Annotated in this window: 19 protein-coding genes; 3 read left to right on the top strand and 16 right to left on the bottom strand. The window is 62.9% G+C overall.

The features are described from left to right. Window positions 1-260: 260 nt before the first annotated feature. From ABLV52_RS02460 to ABLV52_RS02415, 10 genes are all read right to left on the bottom strand, one after another. A complete protein-coding gene (locus ABLV52_RS02460; protein ID WP_004206730.1) occupies window positions 261-1,220 on the bottom strand; it encodes a DUF523 and DUF1722 domain-containing protein in 960 nt (319 codons plus the stop codon). Continuing rightward, window positions 1,217-1,768, bottom strand: a complete 552-nt coding sequence (locus tag ABLV52_RS02455) for a DUF3833 domain-containing protein (protein ID WP_065884082.1) — start codon at window positions 1,766-1,768, stop codon at window positions 1,217-1,219. Before ABLV52_RS02455 ends, ABLV52_RS02460 begins: the two co-directional genes overlap by 4 nt. Continuing rightward, window positions 1,765-2,289, bottom strand: a complete 525-nt coding sequence (locus ABLV52_RS02450) for a hypothetical protein (protein WP_348889953.1) — start codon at window positions 2,287-2,289, stop codon at window positions 1,765-1,767. Before ABLV52_RS02450 ends, ABLV52_RS02455 begins: the two co-directional genes overlap by 4 nt. Continuing rightward, window positions 2,286-2,771 carry a DUF2878 domain-containing protein gene (locus ABLV52_RS02445; protein WP_023291806.1) on the bottom strand — a complete coding sequence of 162 codons (486 nt, stop codon included), beginning with the start codon at window positions 2,769-2,771 and terminating at the stop codon, window positions 2,286-2,288. The genes ABLV52_RS02450 and ABLV52_RS02445 overlap by 4 nt, the downstream gene beginning before the upstream one ends. Next, window positions 2,768-3,988: a cyclopropane-fatty-acyl-phospholipid synthase family protein gene (locus ABLV52_RS02440; protein ID WP_348889952.1), complete on the bottom strand. Its 1,221-nt coding sequence runs from the start codon at window positions 3,986-3,988 to the stop codon at window positions 2,768-2,770. The genes ABLV52_RS02445 and ABLV52_RS02440 overlap by 4 nt, the downstream gene beginning before the upstream one ends. After that, window positions 3,985-4,707, bottom strand: coding sequence for a DUF1365 domain-containing protein (locus ABLV52_RS02435; protein WP_004888758.1), 723 nt, complete (start codon window positions 4,705-4,707; stop codon window positions 3,985-3,987). The genes ABLV52_RS02440 and ABLV52_RS02435 overlap by 4 nt, the downstream gene beginning before the upstream one ends. A 1-nt stretch (window position 4,708) precedes the next feature. Further along, window positions 4,709-5,968, bottom strand: coding sequence for an FAD-dependent oxidoreductase (locus tag ABLV52_RS02430; protein WP_348889951.1), 1,260 nt, complete (start codon window positions 5,966-5,968; stop codon window positions 4,709-4,711). Continuing rightward, window positions 5,965-6,684 (bottom strand): SDR family NAD(P)-dependent oxidoreductase, encoded by a 720-nt coding sequence (locus ABLV52_RS02425; RefSeq protein ID WP_023291809.1) that lies wholly within the window; start codon window positions 6,682-6,684, stop codon window positions 5,965-5,967. Before ABLV52_RS02425 ends, ABLV52_RS02430 begins: the two co-directional genes overlap by 4 nt. Beyond that, window positions 6,681-7,115: a nuclear transport factor 2 family protein gene (locus ABLV52_RS02420; RefSeq protein WP_023291810.1), complete on the bottom strand. Its 435-nt coding sequence runs from the start codon at window positions 7,113-7,115 to the stop codon at window positions 6,681-6,683. The genes ABLV52_RS02425 and ABLV52_RS02420 overlap by 4 nt, the downstream gene beginning before the upstream one ends. Before the next feature lie 231 nt (window positions 7,116-7,346). Then, a complete protein-coding gene (locus tag ABLV52_RS02415; RefSeq protein WP_002887258.1) occupies window positions 7,347-8,075 on the bottom strand; it encodes a MerR family transcriptional regulator in 729 nt (242 codons plus the stop codon). 116 nt (window positions 8,076-8,191) lie between these two features. Between ABLV52_RS02415 and ABLV52_RS02410 the strand changes: the two genes are divergently transcribed. Next, entirely contained in the window at window positions 8,192-8,725 is a 534-nt protein-coding gene (locus ABLV52_RS02410; RefSeq protein WP_002887259.1) for a lipocalin family protein, read from the top strand. A gap of 9 nt (window positions 8,726-8,734) precedes the next feature. Here the strand turns inward: ABLV52_RS02410 and ABLV52_RS02405 are convergent, their stop codons facing one another. The 5 genes from ABLV52_RS02405 to ABLV52_RS02385 all read right to left on the bottom strand — a co-directional run bounded on the left by ABLV52_RS02405 (window position 8,735) and on the right by ABLV52_RS02385 (window position 15,373). After that, the gene (locus ABLV52_RS02405; RefSeq protein WP_348889950.1) at window positions 8,735-9,082 is read right to left on the bottom strand and encodes a DUF1294 domain-containing protein; all 348 of its coding nucleotides are present in this window, start codon (window positions 9,080-9,082) and stop codon (window positions 8,735-8,737) included. Between the two features lie 72 nt (window positions 9,083-9,154). Next, window positions 9,155-12,304 carry a CusA/CzcA family heavy metal efflux RND transporter gene (locus ABLV52_RS02400; protein WP_348889949.1) on the bottom strand — a complete coding sequence of 1,050 codons (3,150 nt, stop codon included), beginning with the start codon at window positions 12,302-12,304 and terminating at the stop codon, window positions 9,155-9,157. An 11-nt stretch (window positions 12,305-12,315) separates the two neighbouring features. After that, window positions 12,316-13,581, bottom strand: coding sequence for an efflux RND transporter periplasmic adaptor subunit (locus tag ABLV52_RS02395; RefSeq protein ID WP_105491433.1), 1,266 nt, complete (start codon window positions 13,579-13,581; stop codon window positions 12,316-12,318). Between the two features lie 44 nt (window positions 13,582-13,625). Then, entirely contained in the window at window positions 13,626-13,970 is a 345-nt protein-coding gene (gene cusF / locus ABLV52_RS02390) for a cation efflux system protein CusF (protein WP_023291814.1), read from the bottom strand. Between the two features lie 17 nt (window positions 13,971-13,987). Continuing rightward, window positions 13,988-15,373 (bottom strand): efflux transporter outer membrane subunit, encoded by a 1,386-nt coding sequence (locus ABLV52_RS02385; RefSeq protein ID WP_348889954.1) that lies wholly within the window; start codon window positions 15,371-15,373, stop codon window positions 13,988-13,990. 172 nt (window positions 15,374-15,545) lie between these two features. On the opposite strand from ABLV52_RS02385, the gene cusR reads away from it, so the two are divergent. Together cusR and ABLV52_RS02375 are read left to right on the top strand one after the other, a co-directional pair. Then, window positions 15,546-16,229, top strand: coding sequence for a copper response regulator transcription factor CusR (gene cusR, locus ABLV52_RS02380; RefSeq protein WP_004206716.1), 684 nt, complete (start codon window positions 15,546-15,548; stop codon window positions 16,227-16,229). Then, window positions 16,219-17,661, top strand: a complete 1,443-nt coding sequence (locus tag ABLV52_RS02375; protein WP_223064048.1) for a Cu(+)/Ag(+) sensor histidine kinase — start codon at window positions 16,219-16,221, stop codon at window positions 17,659-17,661. The genes cusR and ABLV52_RS02375 overlap by 11 nt, the downstream gene beginning before the upstream one ends. Before the next feature lie 53 nt (window positions 17,662-17,714). Here ABLV52_RS02375 and ABLV52_RS02370 read toward each other — a convergent pair whose 3' ends face one another. Then, window positions 17,715-18,836, bottom strand: coding sequence for a cupin domain-containing protein (locus ABLV52_RS02370; RefSeq protein WP_023291817.1), 1,122 nt, complete (start codon window positions 18,834-18,836; stop codon window positions 17,715-17,717). Between the last annotated feature and the right edge of the window lie 345 nt (window positions 18,837-19,181).

The raw sequence follows: 19,181 nt of genomic DNA, 5'->3' as shown, positions 1-19,181 counted from the left end.
CGGTCAGGCGCCGCACCCGCGGTAGTGCCGGATGGCGGCATAAATGCCTTATCCGACCTACGTTCCTGAGGAGGCCTGCGGGATCCCCTCCCAGGCCCGCGCAAGCGCAGTGCCGCCGGGCGGTCAGGCGCCGCACCCGCGGTAGTGCCGGATGGCGGCATAAATGCCTTATCCGGCCTACGTTCCTGAGGAGAACTACGGGATACCCCCCCGTAGGCCCGCGCAAGCGCAGCGCCGCCGGGCAGCTGGCCCAGGTTCGCTCAGTTCACCGTCAGGCGCAGGGCAAGATCCTGCGGGTAGGGGTCAAAATAGTTCTGCGCCTGCAGGTAGCGATCCGGATACTCGGCCAGATAGTGCTTAAGCAGCGTCAGCGGCGCGAGGATCGGCAGCAGCCCGGCGCGATAGTTGAGGATCACCTCCCGCAGCTCGCCGCGCTGGCGGCTGTTCAGCTGGTCGCGGAAATAACCCTGAATATGCATCAGCACGTTGGTGTGGTTTTTCCGCGAGGCGGGCCGCTTGAGGATCGCCATCAGCTTCTCGCGGTAGACCTCGAAGAAAGCCTCCAGATCCTCCCATTCATGCAGCGAGGCGACGAACGGGCCGATCTCGCGGTAGCCCGCCTGGTGGTGAGCCAGCAGCTGCAGCTTGTAGCGGCTATGAAAGGCCAGCAGGCCGTGGCGGGTCAGGCCGCGGGCGCGCAGGGCGTTGAGTTCATGCAGGGCGAAGACGCGCTCGACAAAATTCTCCCGCAGCAGCGGATCGTGCAGCCGGCCATCCTCTTCCACCGGCAGCCACGGGTAGCGCGCCATCAGGGCGCCGGTAAACAGCCCCACGCCTTCCTTACGCCCGCGATTGCCTTTTTCATCATACAGCCGCACGCGCTCCATCCCGCAGCTCGGCGATTTGGCGCAGACGATAAAGCCCGACAGCTCGCCCAGGGTTGCCAGATGGGCGTTGGCGAAATCGGCCATCTTCTCCGTCACATCCTCGTGCGGGGCGTGGCTGAAGCGCATGCGGATCTCCCCGACCGGGGTCTGCACCAGCCGGAGCGCCGGGCGGGGAACGGGCAGGCCGATCGCCATCTCCGGGCAGACGGGCTTAAACGCCACCCACTGCGCGAGCTCATCCATCACAAAGCCCATACGCTTATGCCCGCCGTCGAATCGCACGGCTGAGCCGGTTAAACATCCGCTGATCCCAATGACAGGTTGCGTGTTCATGGCGCTGTCCTCTCTTCTGCTGTGGTTCGGGTAAAGAAAAGGGTCACGGTGGCCACCGTAATGCCGAATTTCTTCATCTCGGTTTTGTTAAACAAATGGCTGCCGTCCTGCAGGAACATCCAGTCGTCAAAGTGCAACAGCCACCGGCTGCCGCTGGCCTCGACGTTCATGCTGTAGCGCCAGTGAAAGGCATTGCCTGCCGCCTGGCCGCTGGCCACGCCTTCGATATCCCCGGCGGTGCCCTGATAACGGTTATCGCCGGTGCGGCGAATGCGCCACACCCGCTGCTGTTTCTCGCCATCGTCATAGACAAAGCGCTCATGGAGCGTCAGGGTGTCGCCGACGACGTCGCCATCGATCGCTACATGGAAGCGGCGCAGCTGTTTGCCGCGGCGATCCTGCACCATCCCCCACGCCTCGGTTTGGCCCTGAAAATAGTGGAAGATGTCGAGGGCGGGCTGCTGCTGCCGGTACTCGGTGACCTCGGTGCTGCAGCCGGCGAGCATCAGCATCAGCAGCGCCAGGCCACGGGTCAGAATGCGTTTCATGGTGTACCTCCGATCAACTGCTGACGCAGTTCGGGATAAGTGGTGCTGGGATCGAGCCAGATGGCGAGAAAGCGGGTGCTGAACGCCGCCGACTGGCGCGGGCCGAGCGGGGTAAAGGCGGTCTGCGCGGCGCTGGCGCGGTACCAGAACTGCCCCTCGCCGCCGCTGACCACGAACGCCAGCTGGCTGCCCGACGCAACGTCCGGCCAGATCCCCTGCAGCATGCGCAGCCAGGCTTCGCTGCGCGGCTCCTGCTGCAGAATGCCCTGCGCTTGCCACTGGTCGCGGGTGGCCTCCACCAGCGCCTCGCGATCGATGTCGCGCCGGTAGGTGATGATCAGCGCCCGATCCTGCTGCGGGCCGGCATACCGGCCATTGGGCGTGCGCAGCTGTGAGTGATAGACGGTGAACGGCCCCCAGGTGAGGGTCGCCTCGCCGACGCGGCGCCACGTCAGCCAGTCGGCGGCGTGGGCCGCCGGGGCGAGGGCGCTCAGCCACAGCAGTAACAGGGCGAATCTCATTTTTGCCTCCCCATCCCCAGATGGAACAACAGCATGAGCACCAGCCAGCCGCAGGCCATGGCGGCCACGGCAAGCGCCGTCGGTACCAGCAGGGTCATGGCTCCGAGGCGAGCGCCGATCAGGTAGGCCACCGGGCCGCCGACGGTGGCCGCCGCGGCCAGCACCCAGCCGGGAAGCGTCGTGGTGCGGGTCAGCCGGGTCCAGACGACGGCGAACATCAGCCACAGGGCCACCATCCACAGGGGCAGCAGGCTGTCGCCGGGAAAATCAATCAGCCCCGCCAGCGCCCAGCAGGCGTCCAGCCCGCAGCCCGCCGCGGCCAGCAGCAGAGCGGGCGGACGACTGGCCGCCGGCAACCGCAGCCAGGCGAACAGCGCCAGCGTCAGCCAGATCAGCAGGCCGCGCTCGCGCAACATCACCACCAGCGTCCAGTAAACATCGAACGCGAGGGCCATCAGCAGGTGCTGCGCCGGGCGTGTCATACCCGCTCCGCGGTGAGCTGCACCACGCTGATGGTGCGGGCGTTAAATCCGGCTTCGCAGTAGCCGAAGTAGTAGAGCCACATCCGGCGGAAGCGCTCATCAAAGCCGAGCTTTTCAATATCCTGCCAGGCGTGGGTAAAACGCTGCCGCCAGTGCGCCAGGGTGCGGGCATAGTCCGGGCCCATGTCGAACAGGTTGCGCACCACAAAATCGGTATGGCGGGTCATCAGCTCGCTCATTGCCGTGATGCTGGGCAAAAAGCCGCCCGGGAAGATGTAGCGCTGGATAAAATCGACGCTTTTGCTGTACTCGCGATAGCGCTGATCCTGGATGGTGATCGCCTGCAGGGCCATTTTGCCGCCCGGGCGCAGGCGCGCCTGGCAGGTGCGGAAAAAGGCTGGCAGGTAGCGCTGGCCCACCGCCTCAATCATCTCCACCGACACCAGTTTGTCGTACTCGCCGCGCAGATCGCGGTAGTCGCAGAGCAGCACCTCGACGCGATCCTGCAGCCCGGCGCGGGCCATGCGCTCGGTAGCCCAGCGGTGCTGCTCACGGGAGAGGGTGGTGGTGGTGACCCGGCAGCCGTAATGGCGGGCGGCGTACTCGGCCAGCGCCCCCCAGCCGGTGCCAATCTCCAGCAGATGATCGCCGGGAGTGAGCGCCAGCTGGTCGCACAGGCGCGCCATCTTGGCCCGCTGGGCCTGGGTCAGATCCTGCTGGTCGTCGGCAAACAGCGCGCTGGAGTAGAGCAGATCGTCATCCAGAAAGTGGGCATAAAATTCGTTGCCGAGGTCGTAGTGGGCGGCGATGTTCTCCCGCGCCTGAGCGCGGGTGTTGCGGCGGGTCCAGTGGCGCAGGCGGGCGACGGGCTTGCCCAGCAGACGAAAGCCGCGCTCCAGACGCCCCAGCACCTCGCCGTTGCGCGCAAGGATCTGCAGCAGCGCCGTCAGCTGGTGGCTCTCCCAGTCGCCGTCCATCCAGGCCTCGGCCGCCGCCAGGCTGCCGCCGGTCAGCAGGCGCCAGTACACCTCCGGCGTGCAGACCCGCGCCTCGGCGCGCAGCGCAGCGGCGGGGTCGCCAAAATGAAAAGTCTGCGCCCCTTCGCGCACGGTGAGCGAGCCTTCGCGGAGGCCGCTCAACAGACGAAAGAGCAGCCAGCGCGCGAGCCGCACGTTGCGCGGCACATCGGGTTCAAGCGCAAAGACGGGATCGGTCATGAGCGTTCACTCCTGCTGACAGGATGGTTGTACAGCGGCACGCGCTTCAGCCACAGCCGCAGCGCCTGCCAGTAGATGGCGAGGACGGTTTTCAGGGTCATCATCGGCAGACGCAGCAGCAGCCCGCGCAGGTTGGCGCGGGTTAACGGCACGCGGCTCAGGGCCAGCGTGGCGTCGAACACCTTGCTGGCCTGATGGTTTTCAATATGCATGTGCAGCGTTTTGCCGGGCGCGTTGAAGCGCCAGTGATAGACCATGTCCATCGGGTTAAACGGCGAAACGTGAAAGGCTTTCTCCAGCGGGCGCGCCTGCTGGCCGTCCACCGCGTAGTAATGACGCTCATTCCACGGCGTGTTGCGCACTTCGGCCAGCACCCAGCGCAGGGTGTCGGCCTCGTCATAGCAGTAGTAAAAGTTGACCGGATTAAAATGGAAGCCGAAGTAGCGCAGCTGGGTCAGGAGCATCACGCGTCCCGCCGGGCGGCAACCGGTCAGGCTCTCCAGCCGGTTCAGCGCCTGAGCCTTCAGCGGCGCGCCCAGCGGATAATCGGCGTCGTACCAGGCGGCGGCGGCCAGGCGGTTGCGACGGATGCCCGCCTCAGGCAGCCTGTCCAGTTCGTCGAGGTCGAGCCAGGCCATAAACAGGCGGTAGACGAAGTGGTGCGCCTTCGGCTGCAGGCGACGGTGGCGCAGGACGCCCTGATAGAGGCAGCTGTTCATTTCAGTTGCCCTCCGCCGCGGCGATGCCCTGCACCACGTCGAGCGCGCTGCGCACCCCGTCCTCATGAAAGCCGTTGTACCAGTAGGCCCCGCAGTACCAGCTCCGCTGCTGGCCGTTAATCTCGTCGCGCCGCAGCTGGGCCGACCAGCTTTGCGGGTTAAACAGCGGATGCTCATAGACGAAGCGCTGCCAGACGTAGCGCTCGTCCACCGGCGCGTCCGGGTTCAAGGTGACGCAGAACAGCGGCGCGCCCGCGGGCAGCCCCTGGAGAATATTCATGTTGTAAGTGACGCAGGCCCGTGCCCGATCCCCGTCGCTCAGGCGATAGTTCCAGCTGGCCCAGGCGCGCTGACGCGCCGGCAGCCAGCGCGGATCGCTGTGCAGCACCACCTCGTTGCGCTGCCAGCCGATGTCCCCGAGAACTTCGCGTTCGGCGTCGGTGGGTGCCGCCAGCATCGCCAGCGCCTGCGCGGAGTGGCAGGCGAAGATCACCTGGTCAAAATGCGCCTTCCCGGACGCCAGCCGCAGGGTAACCCCTGTCGGGTGGCGCTCCACCTGCTGCACCGGCGCGTTGAGCCGCAGGTCCAGGCGGTCGCCGAGCCTGGCGAGCAGGGCGCGAACGTATTCCCGGGAACCGCCGGGCACCACGTACCACTGCGGGCGATCGCGAATGTCCAGCAGGCCGTGGTGTTCAAAGAAGCGCAAAAACAGCGGCAGCGGGAAGCGGCGCATCTCCTGCAGCGACGACGACCAGATGGCCGCCCCCATCGGCAGGATATAGTGGCGGGCGAAGAAGGGGCTGAAGCGATGGCGGGCGAGGAAGCTCTCCAGCGTCGCCCCCGGATCCAGCGCCTCGGTCAGCGCCAGTTTCGCCAGCCGGTTGAAGCGGACGATCTCGCTCAGCAGCCCCCAGAAGGCCGGCTTCAGCAGATTGCGCCGCTGGGCGAAGAGCGAGGTCAGGCTGTGGCCGTTGTACTCCAGGCCGCTGGCCGGGTTGTGGACCGAGAAGCTCATCTGCGTTTTTTGCCCGTCGATCCCCAGCTCGCTGAGCAGGCCCATAAAGCGCGGATAGGTGCGATCGTTGTAGACAATAAATCCGGTATCGATGGCCCAGGTGCCCTGCGGCGTGGCGACATCCACGGTGGCGGTGTGGCCGCCCGGCGCGGCGCCCGCTTCGAACAGCGTCACCTGATGGTGTCCGGCCAGCCGCCAGGCGCAGGTCAGCCCGGCGATGCCGCTGCCGATGATGGCGATGTTCATGAGCGCACCATCCTGCGCAACAGCAGGCGCTGTATACCTGACGGCAGGCTGGCCAGCAGCCGCAGGGCCAGGCTGAAGCCGGTGGGGAAGGCGATGTGGTTTTTGCCCTTCGCCAGGCCGTGGCGGATCGCCGCCACCGCCCGATCGACGCTCACCCGGCCGGGCATGGCAAAGTCGTTTTTGCGCGTCAGCGGGGTGTCGACGAAGCCTGGAGAGACCACCGTGACGGCGACCCCTTTCGGCTCCCAGTCCAGACGCAGGCTATTGGCAAACCAGGTCAGCGCCGCCTTGGAGGCGCCATAGGCTTCCGCGCGCGGGAAGGGCAGCCAGTGCGCCATGGAGCTGACCAGCACCACCCGATCGCCTGCCTCCAGCTGCGTCTGCAGCGCCGCCAGGCAGTTCACCGGCCCGAGGAAGTTGGTGGCCATCACCCGCTCCACGAGGGCGGCATCCACCTGCCCGTGGTCGAGGTATTCGCAGGTGCCGGCGCAGAGAATGATCAGGTCGGCAAAACAGCCCGTCAGCGCCTGGCGACAGGCGTCCCTGTCTGTCATATCGAACAGGCGCGCGCTGATGTTGGGGCTGAACTGCTGCAGCGCCGTCAGGCGCGAAGCATCGCGCCCGCAGGCGATGACCAGGTGGCCATCCGCCGCGTAGGATTTCGCCAGGCCGGCGCCGATCCCGGAGCTGGCGCCAGTGATAAGCACCGTCATCATGAGCGCACCCTCCGCTTCACGCCGCGTACCGCCCAGCCCAGCAGGGGAAGATGCTCGTAGATCATCTCCCCGGCGTCGTAGTAGTCGCGCTGGTGGAGAACCTGCTCCCCGGCGATGTCCACCACCGAGCAGCCCGGCAGGGCCAGGGTTTCTCCGCCGGCAATACGCGGATGCGACCAGTGCATGGTCCAGGTTACGGCGAACCGCTGACCGTCGCAGAGCGGCGCGTCGATGGTGAACCGGCACTGCTCCACGTTGGCCAGCAGATGGGTAAAGTAGCGCTGGATGGCGAACAGCCCCTGGTGCTGGCCAAAAGGATCGCTCAGCGTCGCGTCCGGATGGTACAGCGCGGCCAGCGCCGTGGGCGGCTGCGCATCCAGCCCGGCGTAGTACTCAACGAAACGACGAATGACGGACGGCGTGGTGCTCATGGATCACATCCTGGCTAAACACGGTGGCGTAATGGCATACTTAAAACTTACACAAATAAAATTATTTGTCCAAGTTTGTGGAAAAATATATTTTATTTATGTTTAAAATCAGGTTTTTATGATTAGTGTTTTAAAGGGTGAAAATCGCGGGTTGCACGAAGGGCAAACGTGCGCCCGCCGCGCCGCCGGGCGCAGGCGGAACAGAGAGTGGGGGGAAGTGAAAACCGGGGGTTAGAGCGGGATCACCTCGAGGGAGACGACCTGCTGCTGCCAGAGTTCGACCTGCCTCTGACGAGCTGCGGAGAGTTTGCCGCTGGTGACCAGCAGCCAGTTGCGCTGGGGGAAAATCTCCGGCGCCAGGGCGGCGGGAGGCACCGGCAGGACGTCGATGCGATGGCCCTGGCCGGTGCGTTTGAGCGCTTCAAGCCAGATTTCGCAGGCGTCGGTCAGGTGCCAGCCGGTGATCAGAAAGTTGTCCCCGGGCGCCTTCTTGTCGCCTTCGAGGCAAAACGAGGTGTAGGCGATGATGATGCCGTCGAGGATTTCGCGCAGGGTCATGATGGCCGGTACGTTGGCGGAGACCTGGCTGCGCAGCGGACGCAGCACCTCGGTCACCAGCTCCTGGCGCGGATATTCGCGGCCGGCATCGTAGATCAGCTGGCGCAGGGACTCGATTTTTCCCTCTTTCAGCCGCTGCAGCATGGTCTCCTGCAGCGTCAGCCAGTTGTTGGTGCGCCGGGCGCCGGGGCGCGACAGCAGGGGCTTCACCTGGCTGACCGGCACCCCTTTTTTCACCCAGTCGAGGATTTTAAGCGCCTGCTGGACGTCGTCATCGCTGTACAGACGGTGTCCACCATCGGTGCGCAGCGGCTTGAGCAGGCCATAGCGGCGCTGCCAGGCGCGAAGCGTGGTCGCATTTATCCCGCAAAGTCGGGCAAATTCGCCGATGGAGTAAGGCATGGAGGCCACCTGTTAACAAAGAATATTCTCAATATACTACGAATCACGTCGGCTGGCGTGAAGTGTAGCGGCTTTGCACTACACTTTTCCCAACCGCGTAAATGAAAGGAGTTCTCATGAAGCTATGGCCTGTTGTCACTGGCGTCGCTATCGCGTTGACCCTGGTGGCCTGCAAATCGCCCACCCCGCCGAAGGGCGTTCAGCCGATTAGCGGGTTTGACGCCAGCCGTTACCTCGGGAAATGGTATGAGGTCGCCCGCCTGGAGAATCGCTTCGAGCGAGGCCTGGAGCAGGTGACCGCCACCTACGGCGCCCGCAGCGACGGGGGGATCAGCGTCGTCAATCGCGGTTATGACCCGGTCAAAAAACGCTGGAATGAGAGCGACGGGAAAGCCTATTTCACCGGCGCCCCCACGACAGCGGCGCTGAAGGTGTCGTTCTTCGGGCCGTTCTACGGCGGCTATAACGTGATCCGTCTGGACGACGACTACCAGTATGCGCTGGTCAGCGGCCCCAACCGCGACTATCTGTGGATCCTGTCGCGTACCCCCACCATTCCGGCGGCGGTGAAGCAGGATTACCTGAATACCGCGCGCGAACTGGGCTTTGACGTCGATCGACTGGTGTGGATCCGCCAGACGCCGCGCTAGCCTCGCCCCTTAGCGACTGAGCATGCCAGAGTAAACCGCATACAGCCCGGCCAGCGCCGCCACGTTCAGCGCCACGCTGATGAAAAACCACGTCCGGAAGGGCTGCTTTTGCGTTTTATGGCGAAAACACTGCTGGCCGAAGATCGCCCCCGGCCAGCCTCCCGCCAGGCCGAGCACCAGCAGCGTGGTTTCCGGCACCCGTCGCCAGGCTTTGCGCGCCGCCAGCTTGTCGGCGCCATAGATAAGCCATGTCAGAAGGCTGCTCAGTAAAAACCACATCGCCAGCGGGTAGGGGAGCAGGGCGCTGCCCACAGCGGTGAGCAGCAGCAGGGAATAACATACCAGGTTCAGATTCATAGGGACGTTCACGCCGGCCAGAAGAATGGCGCCACTATAGCCAATTTCCCGGACCGGCGTAAACGCGGTGGGCTAGCGGCCGCGCTTGTCCCGATGCCGGGACAGCCACATCAGCTTATACGCCGCCGGAATAATAAACAGCGACAGCAGCGGGGCGGTGATCATTCCGCCAATCATCGGCGCGGCGATGCGGCTCATCACCTCCGACCCGGCGCCGGTGCCCCACAAAATCGGCAGCAGGCCGGCGATAATCACCGCCACGGTCATCGCCTTCGGCCGCACGCGCAGTACTGCCCCCTGATACAGCGCCTCGTCGAGCTTCCCGGAGCTGAAGGTCTGCGGGTTCTCCAGCGCCGGCTCCGCCTCGATGGCGTGGCGCAGGTACATCAGCATCACCACGCCAAACTCCGCGGCCACGCCGGCCAGGGCGATAAAGCCGGTGCCGGTGGCCACCGACAGATGGAAGCCCATCCAGTAGAGGAACCAGATCCCGCCCACAAGGGCGAACGGCACGCTGGCGATGATCAGCAGCGCCTCGCCGACGCGGCGGAACGCCAGGTACAGCAGCACAAAGATAATCATCAGCGTCATCGGCACCATCAGCTTCAGCTTCTGATTGGCGCGCTCCAGCAGCTCAAACTGCCCGGAATACGACACGCTGATGCCCGGCTTCAGCTTCACCTCCTTGCCGATGGCCTGCTGCAGATCGTGCACCACCGACACCATGTCACGGTCGCGGGCGTCGATGTAGATCCAGCTGGTGGGGCGGGCGTTCTCGGTCTTCAGCATCGATGGCCCGCTGACCACCTTCACCTCGGCGACGTCGCCGAGGACGATCTGCTGCTTCAGCGGGGTGAGGATCGGCAGCTGGCGCAGGGTCTGCGGGCTGTCGCGGTAGCTCTGCGGATAGCGGATGTTGATCGGATAGCGCTCGACGCCCTCCACCGTTTCGCCGACCATCGCCCCGCCGATAGCGGACGAGACGAACAGCTGCACGTCGCCGACGGTCATCCCGTAGCGGGCCGCCTTCTCACGCTGAATATCAATGTCGAGGTAGCGCCCGCCCACCAGCCGCTCGGCTAACGCCGAGGTCACGCCCGGCACGCTGCGCGCCACCCCCTCAATTTGCCCGGCGATGGCGTCGATATCGGCCAGGTTAGTGCCGGAAACTTTAATGCCGATCGGGCTCTTGATGCCGGTGGAGAGCATGTCGATGCGGTTGCGGATCGGCGGTACCCACAGGTTCGCCAGCCCCGGCAGGCGCACGGTCTTGTCCAGTTCGTCGACGATCTTCTCCATGGTCATCCCCGGCCGCCATTGATCCTGCGGTTTAAGCTGAATGGTGGTCTCCACCATCTCCAGCGGCGCTGAGTCGGTAGCGGTGTCTGCCTTACCCGTTTTGCCGAACACCCGCGCCACCTCCGGCACCGTCATGATCAGCTTGTCGGTCTTCTGCAGCATATCCGCCGCCTGCGAGGCGGAGATCCCGGGCAGTGTTGACGGCATATACAGCAGATCGCCCTCGTTGATCTGCGGCAGAAACTCGCCGCCGACCCGGTTAAGCGGCCAGACAACCGTCAGGATCGACAGGAGCGCGATCAGCAGGGTGGTCTTCGGCCAGTGCAGGACCTTCAGCAGCAGCGGATGGTAAATGCGGATCAAAAAGCGGTTCAGCGGGTTGCTGCTCTCCGCCGGGATCCTGCCGCGGATCCAGAAGCCCATCAGGATCGGGATCACCATGATCGCCAGCAGCGCCGCTCCGGCCATCGACCAGGTTTTGGTGAAGGCCAGCGGACCGAACAGTTTGCCCTCCTGGCCTTCGAGGGTGAAAATGGGGATAAACGACAGGGTGATGATCAGCAGGCTGATAAACAGCGCCGGGCCAACCTCCACCGAGGCATCGGTAATGATTTTCCAGCGCCTGTCGTTGCCGAGCTTCTCTCCCGGATGCTGATGCGTCCACTCCTCCAGCCGCTTGTGGGCGTTCTCAATCATCACAATGGCGGCATCGACCATCGCCCCCACCGCAATGGCGATCCCGCCCAGCGACATGATGTTGGCGTTGAGCCCCTGGAAATGCATCATGATAAAGGCGAAGCACAGGCCGAGCGGCAGGGAGATAATCGCCACCAGCGCCGAGCGCACGTGCCACAGGAACAGGGCGCAGACCAGGGCGACGACGATAAACTCTTCCAGCAGCTTGTGGCTGAGGTTATCGATGGCGCGGTCGATAAGCTGGCTGCGGTCGTAGGTGGTGACCACTTCAATCCCTTCCGGCAGGCTGCTTTGCAGCGACGCCAGTTTTTCTTTGACCGCCGAGATCGCTTCCCGGGCGTTCTTGCCGGAGCGCAGGATCACCACGCCGCCGGCCACTTCGCCTTCGCCGTTCAGTTCGGCAATGCCGCGGCGCATCTCCGGGCCGACCTGCACCCGCGCGACGTCGCCGAGATAGACCGGCACGCCGTTATCGCCGGTTTTCAGTACAATGTTTTTGAAGTCGTCGAGGGTCTGCAGATAGCCGCTGGCGCGCACCATATATTCGGCTTCCGCCAGTTCGACCGAAGAGCCGCCCGCCTCCTGGTTAGAGGCGTCCAGCGCCGATTTCACCTCGCCGAGGCTGATGCCGTACTGGGTCAGCTTCATCGGGTCGACAACTATCTGGTACTCCTTGACCACGCCGCCCACCGACGCCACTTCCGAGACGTTAGGAATGGTTTTCAGCTCATATTTTAAGAACCAGTCCTGCAGGGAGCGTAGTTCGGCGAGATCGTGCTTGCCGCTGCGGTCGACCAGCGCGTACTCGAAGACCCAGCCGACGCCGGTGGCGTCCGGGCCCATTTCGGCGCTGACTCCGGCGGGCAGTTTGCCCTGCACCTGGTTGAGATACTCCAGCACCCGCGAGCGCGCCCAGTAAGGGTCGGTGCCGTCTTCAAAAATCACATACACATAAGAGTCGCCAAACTGCGAGAAGCCGCGCACCGTTCTGGCGCCGGGCACCGACAGCATGGTGGTGGTTAGCGGCCAGGTGACCTGGTTTTCGACAATCTGCGGCGCCTGCCCCGGATAGCTGGTTTTGACGATCACCTGTACGTCGGAGAGATCCGGCAGGGCGTCCACCGGGGTGTGGACGATGGTCCAGGTCCCCCAGAGGCTGAGAAACAGCGCGCCCATCATCACCAGGAAGCGGTTGGCCACCGAGCGGCGGATAATCCATTCAATCATTGTTCCGTTCCTCAGTGCGCGTGGGCGGCAGCGGCATCAGGGGCCTGCGCGCGCATGCGCTCCAGCGCGCCGGCGATATTGGCTTCCGAGTCGATCAGGAACAGGCCGCTGGCGACCACCTTCTCGCCCTCCTTCAGCCCGCTGCGAATGGCCGTGACGCCATTGGATTCATGGAAAACCTGGACCTGCTTCGGCACGAAGCGGCCCTCGTTATCCATGGTGATCACCCGCTGCTCGCTGCCGCTGTCGATCAGCGCTTTGGAGGGGATCAGCAGCATCGGTTCGCTGTCACTGGTTAGCTGCAGATAGGCGTTCATCCCCGGCTTCAGCGCTTCATCCGGGTTGTTCACCTGCAGGCGTAGCTGCAGGGTGCGGGTGGCGCTATCGACGCTGGGGAGAATCGTCCATTTGCTGATGCGGAAGGTTTTGTCCGGCCAGGCGGGAACCTGAATGCGGAACTGCGAGGCGTCTTTAATCAGCCAGGCGATGGACTCGGGGACCGCCACGCTGACCCACACCGGGTCCATGCCCTGAATTTTCGCCACCACGTTATCTTTGGCGATGTTCATTCCGGCGCGCAGATCGAAGGCGGTGATCACCCCGTCGATGGGCGCCTTGAGGGTGAAGCGGGTCTGGATCTTGCGCGTGGCTTTCAGGCGGCGGATATCGTCGTCCGGCATTCCGGCGAGACGCAGCCGCTCGAGGATCCCCTCGACCTGGGTGGCGGTGCCGCCGGTCTCCTGCAATAGCAGGTATTCGCTCTGCGCTTCCACCCAGTCCGGGATGGTCAGTTCCAGCAGCGGCGTACCTTGTTGCACTTTGTCGCCGACGGTCAGGGGATAGACTTTATTGATAAAGCCCGCCGCCCGCGCCTGCATAATCACGTACTGGTACTCGTTGTAGCTGATGTTGGCCGGGAAGGTCTGGGCGTAGCGCAGCGGCCCGCGGGTGACGGCGGCGGTTTTCACCCCGAGATTCTGGGTCTGCGTCGGGTCGATACGCACCCCCGGCGCACCGGCGGCGGCACTCTCCTCATCGGCGTATTTCGGCACCAGGTCCATATCCATAAACGGCGATTTACCCGGTTTATCAAAGCGGGTGTTCGGGTACATCGGGTCGTACCAGAACAGCACTTTTCGCTGCTGCTCGGCCGCCGGGGCGGCGGCGGCAGCGTCGAGGGGCGGCGCCATCCGGGTATACAGCGCTGCGGTGAGCGCGCCGCCGATCGCCATGCTGCCGAGGATCAGCGCCGTGTTTTTCAGTGTCAGGGATGCCATGTGTCGTCCATTCAGTTGTTGAGGAGCCTACCGTCGCCGGGCCATTAGTGGGCGCGGATATCCTGTAACAGCGACAGATTGCCCTGCTGAACGAAGGTGAAGTCCACGCTGTCGCCGTCCTTCACATTGTTGAGCTGGGTCTGCGGGGTGATGGTGAAGCGCATGGTCATCGGCGGCCAGTTCACCGCCGGGATGGCTTCGTGGGCAATGGTGATTTTTTTGCTATCCATATCAATGGCTTTAATGACCCCTTTGCCGCTGATGCTTTGCGTCTGCGCGGCGGCGGGCTGTTCGTGCATCGCCATGCCGGCGTGCGGGTCGGCGGCCTGGGCGGCGAACACCGCGCCAGAAATCAGAGTGAACAGGGCGACTTTAGACAGTGAATTCATAATCAAGACTCCTCGGGTTATTCCATCCAGCCGCCGCCGAGGGCGGTGAACAGGGTGATTTCATTTGCCTGACGGGAATAGTTGAGTTCCAGCAGGGTTTGTCGGGTGGTGAAAATGTCGCGCTGGGCGCTCAGTACTTCGATGTAGCTGACCGCGCCGTGGCGATAGAGCGCGGTGGCGCGCTGCAGGGTGATATTGAGTGAAGCGAGATAGCGCTCCTGGGCGGCGATCTGATCGGCCAGGCTTTGGCGCAGGGCCAGCGCGTCGGCCACTTCCTTAAAAGCGGACTGAATTTTTTGCTCGTAGTTGACCACCTGCTGCTGCTGGCGGATCTCCGCCAGATCGAGGTTGGCCTGATTGCGCCCGGCGTTGAAAATCGGAATGTCGATTTTGGGGATGAAGTTCCACATCGCGCTGCCGGCGTTAAACAGGCTGGCGAGCTCGCTGCTGCTGCCGGAGAGCGAGCTGGTCAGGGTGATCGACGGGAAGAAGGCCGCCCGCGCGGCGCCGATGTTGGCGTTGGCCGCCCGCAGGCTGTGTTCGGCCGCTAAAATATCCGGCCGCTGCAGCAGGATCGCTGAAGAGAGCGACGGCGGCAGGGTTACGCCTTGCAGGTCGACGGCGCTGCTGGCGCTATCGTCCGGCAGATGTTGATAACTACCGAGCAACAGCTGCAGAGCGTTATTAGCCTGCGCCAGCTGGCCCTGCCGCCTGGCGATCTCGGCGCGGGTGCTCTCGATCATCCCCCGCGCCTGCTCCAGCGCCAGGACGGTGGTGCTGCCGGTCAGCAGCTGTTTTTCAACGAACGCATAAGACTGCTGATAGTTTTGCAGGGTGTCGTTGGCCACCTGCAGCTGCGCTGCCGCCAGCCGCTGGTTGAAGTAGCTTTGTGAAACGTTAGCAATCAGCAGGATATGCACTGCGCGCCGTGCCTCTTCGCTGGCGAAGAAGTTCTCCCGGTCGGCCTCGCTGAGGTTTTTCAGCCGGCCAAAGAAGTCGAGGTCATAGTTGAGATTCAGCCCGGCGGCGTAATCGCTGCTGGTGGTGGTGTCGCCTTTAAGCTTGCCGCCGTAGGTGGTGCTACCGTCACCGTTCAATTGCGGGTAGCGGTCGGCATCGGTCACCCGATACTGGGCGCGGGCTTCCTGCACTTTCAGCGTCGCCATCCGCAGATCGCGGTTGTTGGTCAGCGCGGTGCCTATCAGGCTTTTCACCTGCGGGTCGAAGAAAAAGGTTCGCCAGCCGGTCTCCTGATAGCTCGCGGTTGCGGGAACCAGCTTGTTCTGGCTGAGAGAGAACTGCTGCGGTACCGGCGCGGCGGGGCGCTGGTAGTCCGGAGCGAGCGAGACACAGCCGGTTAAGGCGAGTATCACGCTGAGGGTAAGAAGCGTTATTGGGCGCATGGCGGCAGACGTTTTCGACGATTTATCCATGGCGGCTACTTTACGTAGCGGCCTCTGTTCAGGACGTGACAGGAAAATGACAAAGCTGTCATTTTCCTGATATTTCATTGCTATCCGGAGGCGCTCCTCTAAAATTGAATACCCGCACAGAACGCGCGTGAAGGAGCCGGCGGTGAAGATATTGATTGTCGAAGATGAGAAGAAAACCGGGGAGTACCTGACCAAAGGGCTTACCGAGGCTGGCTTCGTCGTCGACCTGGCCGATAACGGCCTTAACGGCTATCACCTGGCGATGACCGGCGACTATGATCTGCTGATCCTCGACATCATGCTGCCGGACGTGAACGGCTGGGATATCGTGCGCATGCTGCGCGCCGCCGGGAAAGGCATGCCGATCCTGCTGCTTACCGCGTTAGGCACCATTGAGCATCGGGTGAAGGGCCTGGAGCTGGGCGCCGACGACTATCTGGTGAAGCCGTTCGCCTTTGCGGAACTGCTGGCGCGGGTGCGGACGCTGCTGCGTCGCGGGGCGGCGGTCATTGTCGAAAGCCAGTTTCAGGCGGCGGATCTCAGCGTCGATCTGGTCAGCCGTAAGGTGACGCGCGGCGCCACCCGCATCACCCTGACCAGCAAGGAGTTCACTCTGCTGGAGTTCTTCCTGCGCCATCAGGGCGAAGTGCTGCCGCGTTCGCTGATTGCCTCGCAGGTGTGGGATATGAATTTCGACAGCGATACCAACGCGATAGATGTGGCGGTGAAGCGGCTGCGCGCCAAAATCGATAACGACTTCGAGCCGAAGCTGATCCAGACTGTGCGCGGCGTCGGCTATATGCTTGAGGTGCCGGATGGTCGCTAAGCGCCCCTTTTCCCTGGCCACCCGGCTGAGTTTCTTTATTAGCCTCGCCACCATCATCGCCTTCTTTGCCTTCACCTGGATCATGATCCATTCGGTGAAGGCGCATTTTGAAGAGCGCGACGTTCACGATCTCAGGCAGCTCAGCACCACCCTGGAGACGGTCCTCGACCACGCTGACTACCCGCAGGCGCGGCGGCTGGAGATCGTGAAGAATATCATTGCGGGCTACGCCAACGTCTTTATCTGCCTGGACGATGGGCAGGGCAATATTCTGTTCCAGTCGCCCAACGGACCGGATCTCAGCCATATGCTGAGTACGCCAGGCCTGGCGATGCAGCTGCGCGACGGGAATGTGATTTCATGGACCGACCCGCAGCCGCGGGCAATGGCGCACGATAATCATCAAATGGAGACCCGTGCCTGGCGGCTGATCATGCTGCCGCTGGGCAAGCAGGCGGATGGCAAGCCGGCGTACCATCTGCTGATGGCCTTATCCATCGATTTTCACCTGCACTATATTAATGAGCTGAAAGCGAAGCTGATTTCCGCCGCGTCGATAATCAGCCTGCTGATCATCGCCATCGTGCTGTTTGTGGTCTATCAGGGGCATAAGCCTATCCGCCAGATCAGCCGGCAGATCCAGAATATTACCTCGCGGGATCTCGACGTGCGCCTCGACCCGCAGGCGGTGCCTATCGAACTGGAGCGGCTGGCGCTGTCCTTTAACCATATGCTGGAGCGAATGGAGGATGTCTTTACCCGCCAGTCGAACTTCTCCGCCGATATCGCCCATGAGATCCGCACGCCGATCACCAACCTGGTGACGCAAACCGAAATCGCCTTAAGCCAGAGCCGCAGCCAGCCGGAGCTGGAAGAGGTGCTCTACTCCAATCTCGAAGAGTTCTCGCGCATGTCGCGGATGGTCAGCGATATGCTGTTCCTCGCCCAGGCCGATAACAACCAGCTGATCCCCGAACAGCGGGAACTGGATCTGGCTGAGGAGGTGCATAAGGTGTTTGAGTTTTTCGAGGCGTGGGCGGAAGAGAAGGCGGTAGCGCTGCGCTTTGACGGCAGCCCCTGCCAGGTGACGGGCGATCCGTTGATGCTGCGGCGGGCGATCAGCAACTTGCTGTCGAACGCGATCCGCTACACCCCGGCTGGCCAGGCGGTGACGATCGCGCTGAGCGAAAGCGCGGAGACGATCCGCCTGGTGGTGGAGAACCCCGGTACGCCGATTGCCGCCGAACATCTGCCGCGGCTGTTTGACCGTTTCTATCGCGTCGACCCCTCGCGCCAGCGCAAAGGGGAGGGCAGCGGCATCGGCCTGGCGATTGTGAAATCCATCGTCAGCGCCCACCACGGCAGCGTGGCGGCGCAGTCCGATCTGCGCTCGACGCGGTTTATTGTGGTGCTGCCGAAACAGGCGCAATAACGGCTGATAGCCAGCGGGCAGCGCCAGGCGGCTGCCCGTAGTCGTACCGCGGCTTACTCTTCGAAGTACCAGTAGCCTTGATTAATCAGGCGCGTCAGTTCGCTCACAAACGCCGGGTTTTGCAGGCCGCTGCCGAGCTCCTCCTGGCCTAATGAGGTATAGCGGCATAATGCATCCAGCGCTTCGGCATCGGTGGTGTCCAGCTGTTCGCTATGCACGAAGAAGCTGTCGCCAATATGCAGAACGCGCAGGCCGCTCAGGCGAGAAAGTTTTTCGCCGCCCAGCAGCGCATCGACGACTTCCTCTTCTTCATACGGTGGTTCCGCCGGCGCAATATCCAGCTCGTGACGCGGGGTGGTGACGAAACTGCCGAACCACTGCTTGAAGTCTTCCGGCTGGCGAATCATGTCGATCATCATGCCGCGCAGACGTTCGAGTTCATACTCTTCAACCCGGCCCGGATGCTCGCGGCAGGTGAGGTCCGGATCGCTGTAGTGCTCGCCGCCGAGATCGTTCTCCAGCACATAGTCGGCGAAGCTGCTGATCAGGTCGCGCCCGTTTGGCCCGCGGAAACCCACGGAGTAGTTCAGCGCGGTTTCGTGGGTGATACCATCGTGCGGGAATCCCGGCGGAATATAGAGGATATCGCCCGGCTGCAGATCCTCATCAATAATCGGCGGGAACGGGTCGACGTGCAGCAGCGCGGGATGCGGGCAGAACTGACGCATCGGCAGCTTATCGCCCACGCGCCAGCGGCGGCTGCCCATGCCCTGAATAATAAAGACGTCATACTGATCGATATGGGGGCCGACGCCGCCGCCGGGGACGGAGAAGGAGATCATCAGGTCGTCCAGACGCCAGTCCGGCAGTACGCGGAACGGTCGCACCAGCTCGGCGGCCGGCATATGCCAGTGGTTTACCGCCTGGGCCAGCAGCGACCAGCCGGTCTCGCCCAGGCCATCGAAATGTTCAAAAGGTCCATTGCTGGCCTGCCATTTACCGTTGGCCAGACTGACCAGCCGGCTGTCGACTTCCGGCTCCATGGCTAACCCGGCCAGCTCGTCCGGGGTAATCGGGTCGACGAAGTCCGGAAACGCGTTTTTTAAAACCACCGGCTGCTTTTGCCAGTATTTCTCTAAAAACTCGGGCCAGTTAATGTTGAGTTGATAAGCCATCGATTATTACCAGTAAGAAGAAACGGGCCTGATTATAGAAACGGGGGCTGGGCGGGCGCTTTGTCGTGGGTCAAGAGTGGCGCTTAATTCGCCATCGGCGCGATAATGGCGTTGGGTAAGAGAGAAAAATCACATTTTTGCCAAAAACCAATTTTCGAGTTAGCTACGCTGCAGGCCGCATGAACACTGGGATGGCGGCTTTAATGGTAGGAAGAGGAATAAGCGAAAAGTTCAAATAATGAGCGGTCGATAAGATTTTTCTATTTTAACCCTTGCTACTTCCGGCGAACTCCCTATAATGCGCTCCCACTGACACGGCAGATGTGAATCACTTCACACAAACAG

Source organism: Klebsiella sp. GB_Kp056, assembly GCF_040064755.1.
GTDB classification, from domain to species: domain Bacteria; phylum Pseudomonadota; class Gammaproteobacteria; order Enterobacterales; family Enterobacteriaceae; genus Klebsiella; species Klebsiella quasipneumoniae.
Note: the sequence above shows the minus strand (reverse complement) of the source record. Positions and strands in the feature narration are given on the sequence as shown.

Bases quoted from the DNA above. Each gene is read 5' to 3' on its own strand.
- ABLV52_RS02460 (WP_004206730.1), bottom strand. From the start codon at position 1,220: ATGAACACGCAACCTGTCATTGGGATCAGCGGATGTTTAACCGGCTCA.
- ABLV52_RS02455 (WP_065884082.1), bottom strand. From the start codon at position 1,768: ATGAAACGCATTCTGACCCGTGGCCTGGCGCTGCTGATGCTGATGCTC.
- ABLV52_RS02450 (WP_348889953.1), bottom strand. From the start codon at position 2,289: ATGAGATTCGCCCTGTTACTGCTGTGGCTGAGCGCCCTCGCCCCGGCG.
- ABLV52_RS02445 (WP_023291806.1), bottom strand. From the start codon at position 2,771: ATGACACGCCCGGCGCAGCACCTGCTGATGGCCCTCGCGTTCGATGTT.
- ABLV52_RS02440 (WP_348889952.1), bottom strand. From the start codon at position 3,988: ATGACCGATCCCGTCTTTGCGCTTGAACCCGATGTGCCGCGCAACGTG.
- ABLV52_RS02435 (WP_004888758.1), bottom strand. From the start codon at position 4,707: ATGAACAGCTGCCTCTATCAGGGCGTCCTGCGCCACCGTCGCCTGCAG.
- ABLV52_RS02430 (WP_348889951.1), bottom strand. From the start codon at position 5,968: ATGAACATCGCCATCATCGGCAGCGGCATCGCCGGGCTGACCTGCGCC.
- ABLV52_RS02425 (WP_023291809.1), bottom strand. From the start codon at position 6,684: ATGATGACGGTGCTTATCACTGGCGCCAGCTCCGGGATCGGCGCCGGC.
- ABLV52_RS02420 (WP_023291810.1), bottom strand. From the start codon at position 7,115: ATGAGCACCACGCCGTCCGTCATTCGTCGTTTCGTTGAGTACTACGCC.
- ABLV52_RS02415 (WP_002887258.1), bottom strand. From the start codon at position 8,075: ATGCCTTACTCCATCGGCGAATTTGCCCGACTTTGCGGGATAAATGCG.
- ABLV52_RS02410 (WP_002887259.1), top strand. From the start codon at position 8,192: ATGAAGCTATGGCCTGTTGTCACTGGCGTCGCTATCGCGTTGACCCTG.
- ABLV52_RS02405 (WP_348889950.1), bottom strand. From the start codon at position 9,082: ATGAATCTGAACCTGGTATGTTATTCCCTGCTGCTGCTCACCGCTGTG.
- ABLV52_RS02400 (WP_348889949.1), bottom strand. From the start codon at position 12,304: ATGATTGAATGGATTATCCGCCGCTCGGTGGCCAACCGCTTCCTGGTG.
- ABLV52_RS02395 (WP_105491433.1), bottom strand. From the start codon at position 13,581: ATGGCATCCCTGACACTGAAAAACACGGCGCTGATCCTCGGCAGCATG.
- cusF (WP_023291814.1), bottom strand. From the start codon at position 13,970: ATGAATTCACTGTCTAAAGTCGCCCTGTTCACTCTGATTTCTGGCGCG.
- ABLV52_RS02385 (WP_348889954.1), bottom strand. From the start codon at position 15,373: ATGCGCCCAATAACGCTTCTTACCCTCAGCGTGATACTCGCCTTAACC.
- ABLV52_RS02375 (WP_223064048.1), top strand. From the start codon at position 16,219: ATGGTCGCTAAGCGCCCCTTTTCCCTGGCCACCCGGCTGAGTTTCTTT.
- ABLV52_RS02370 (WP_023291817.1), bottom strand. From the start codon at position 18,836: ATGGCTTATCAACTCAACATTAACTGGCCCGAGTTTTTAGAGAAATAC.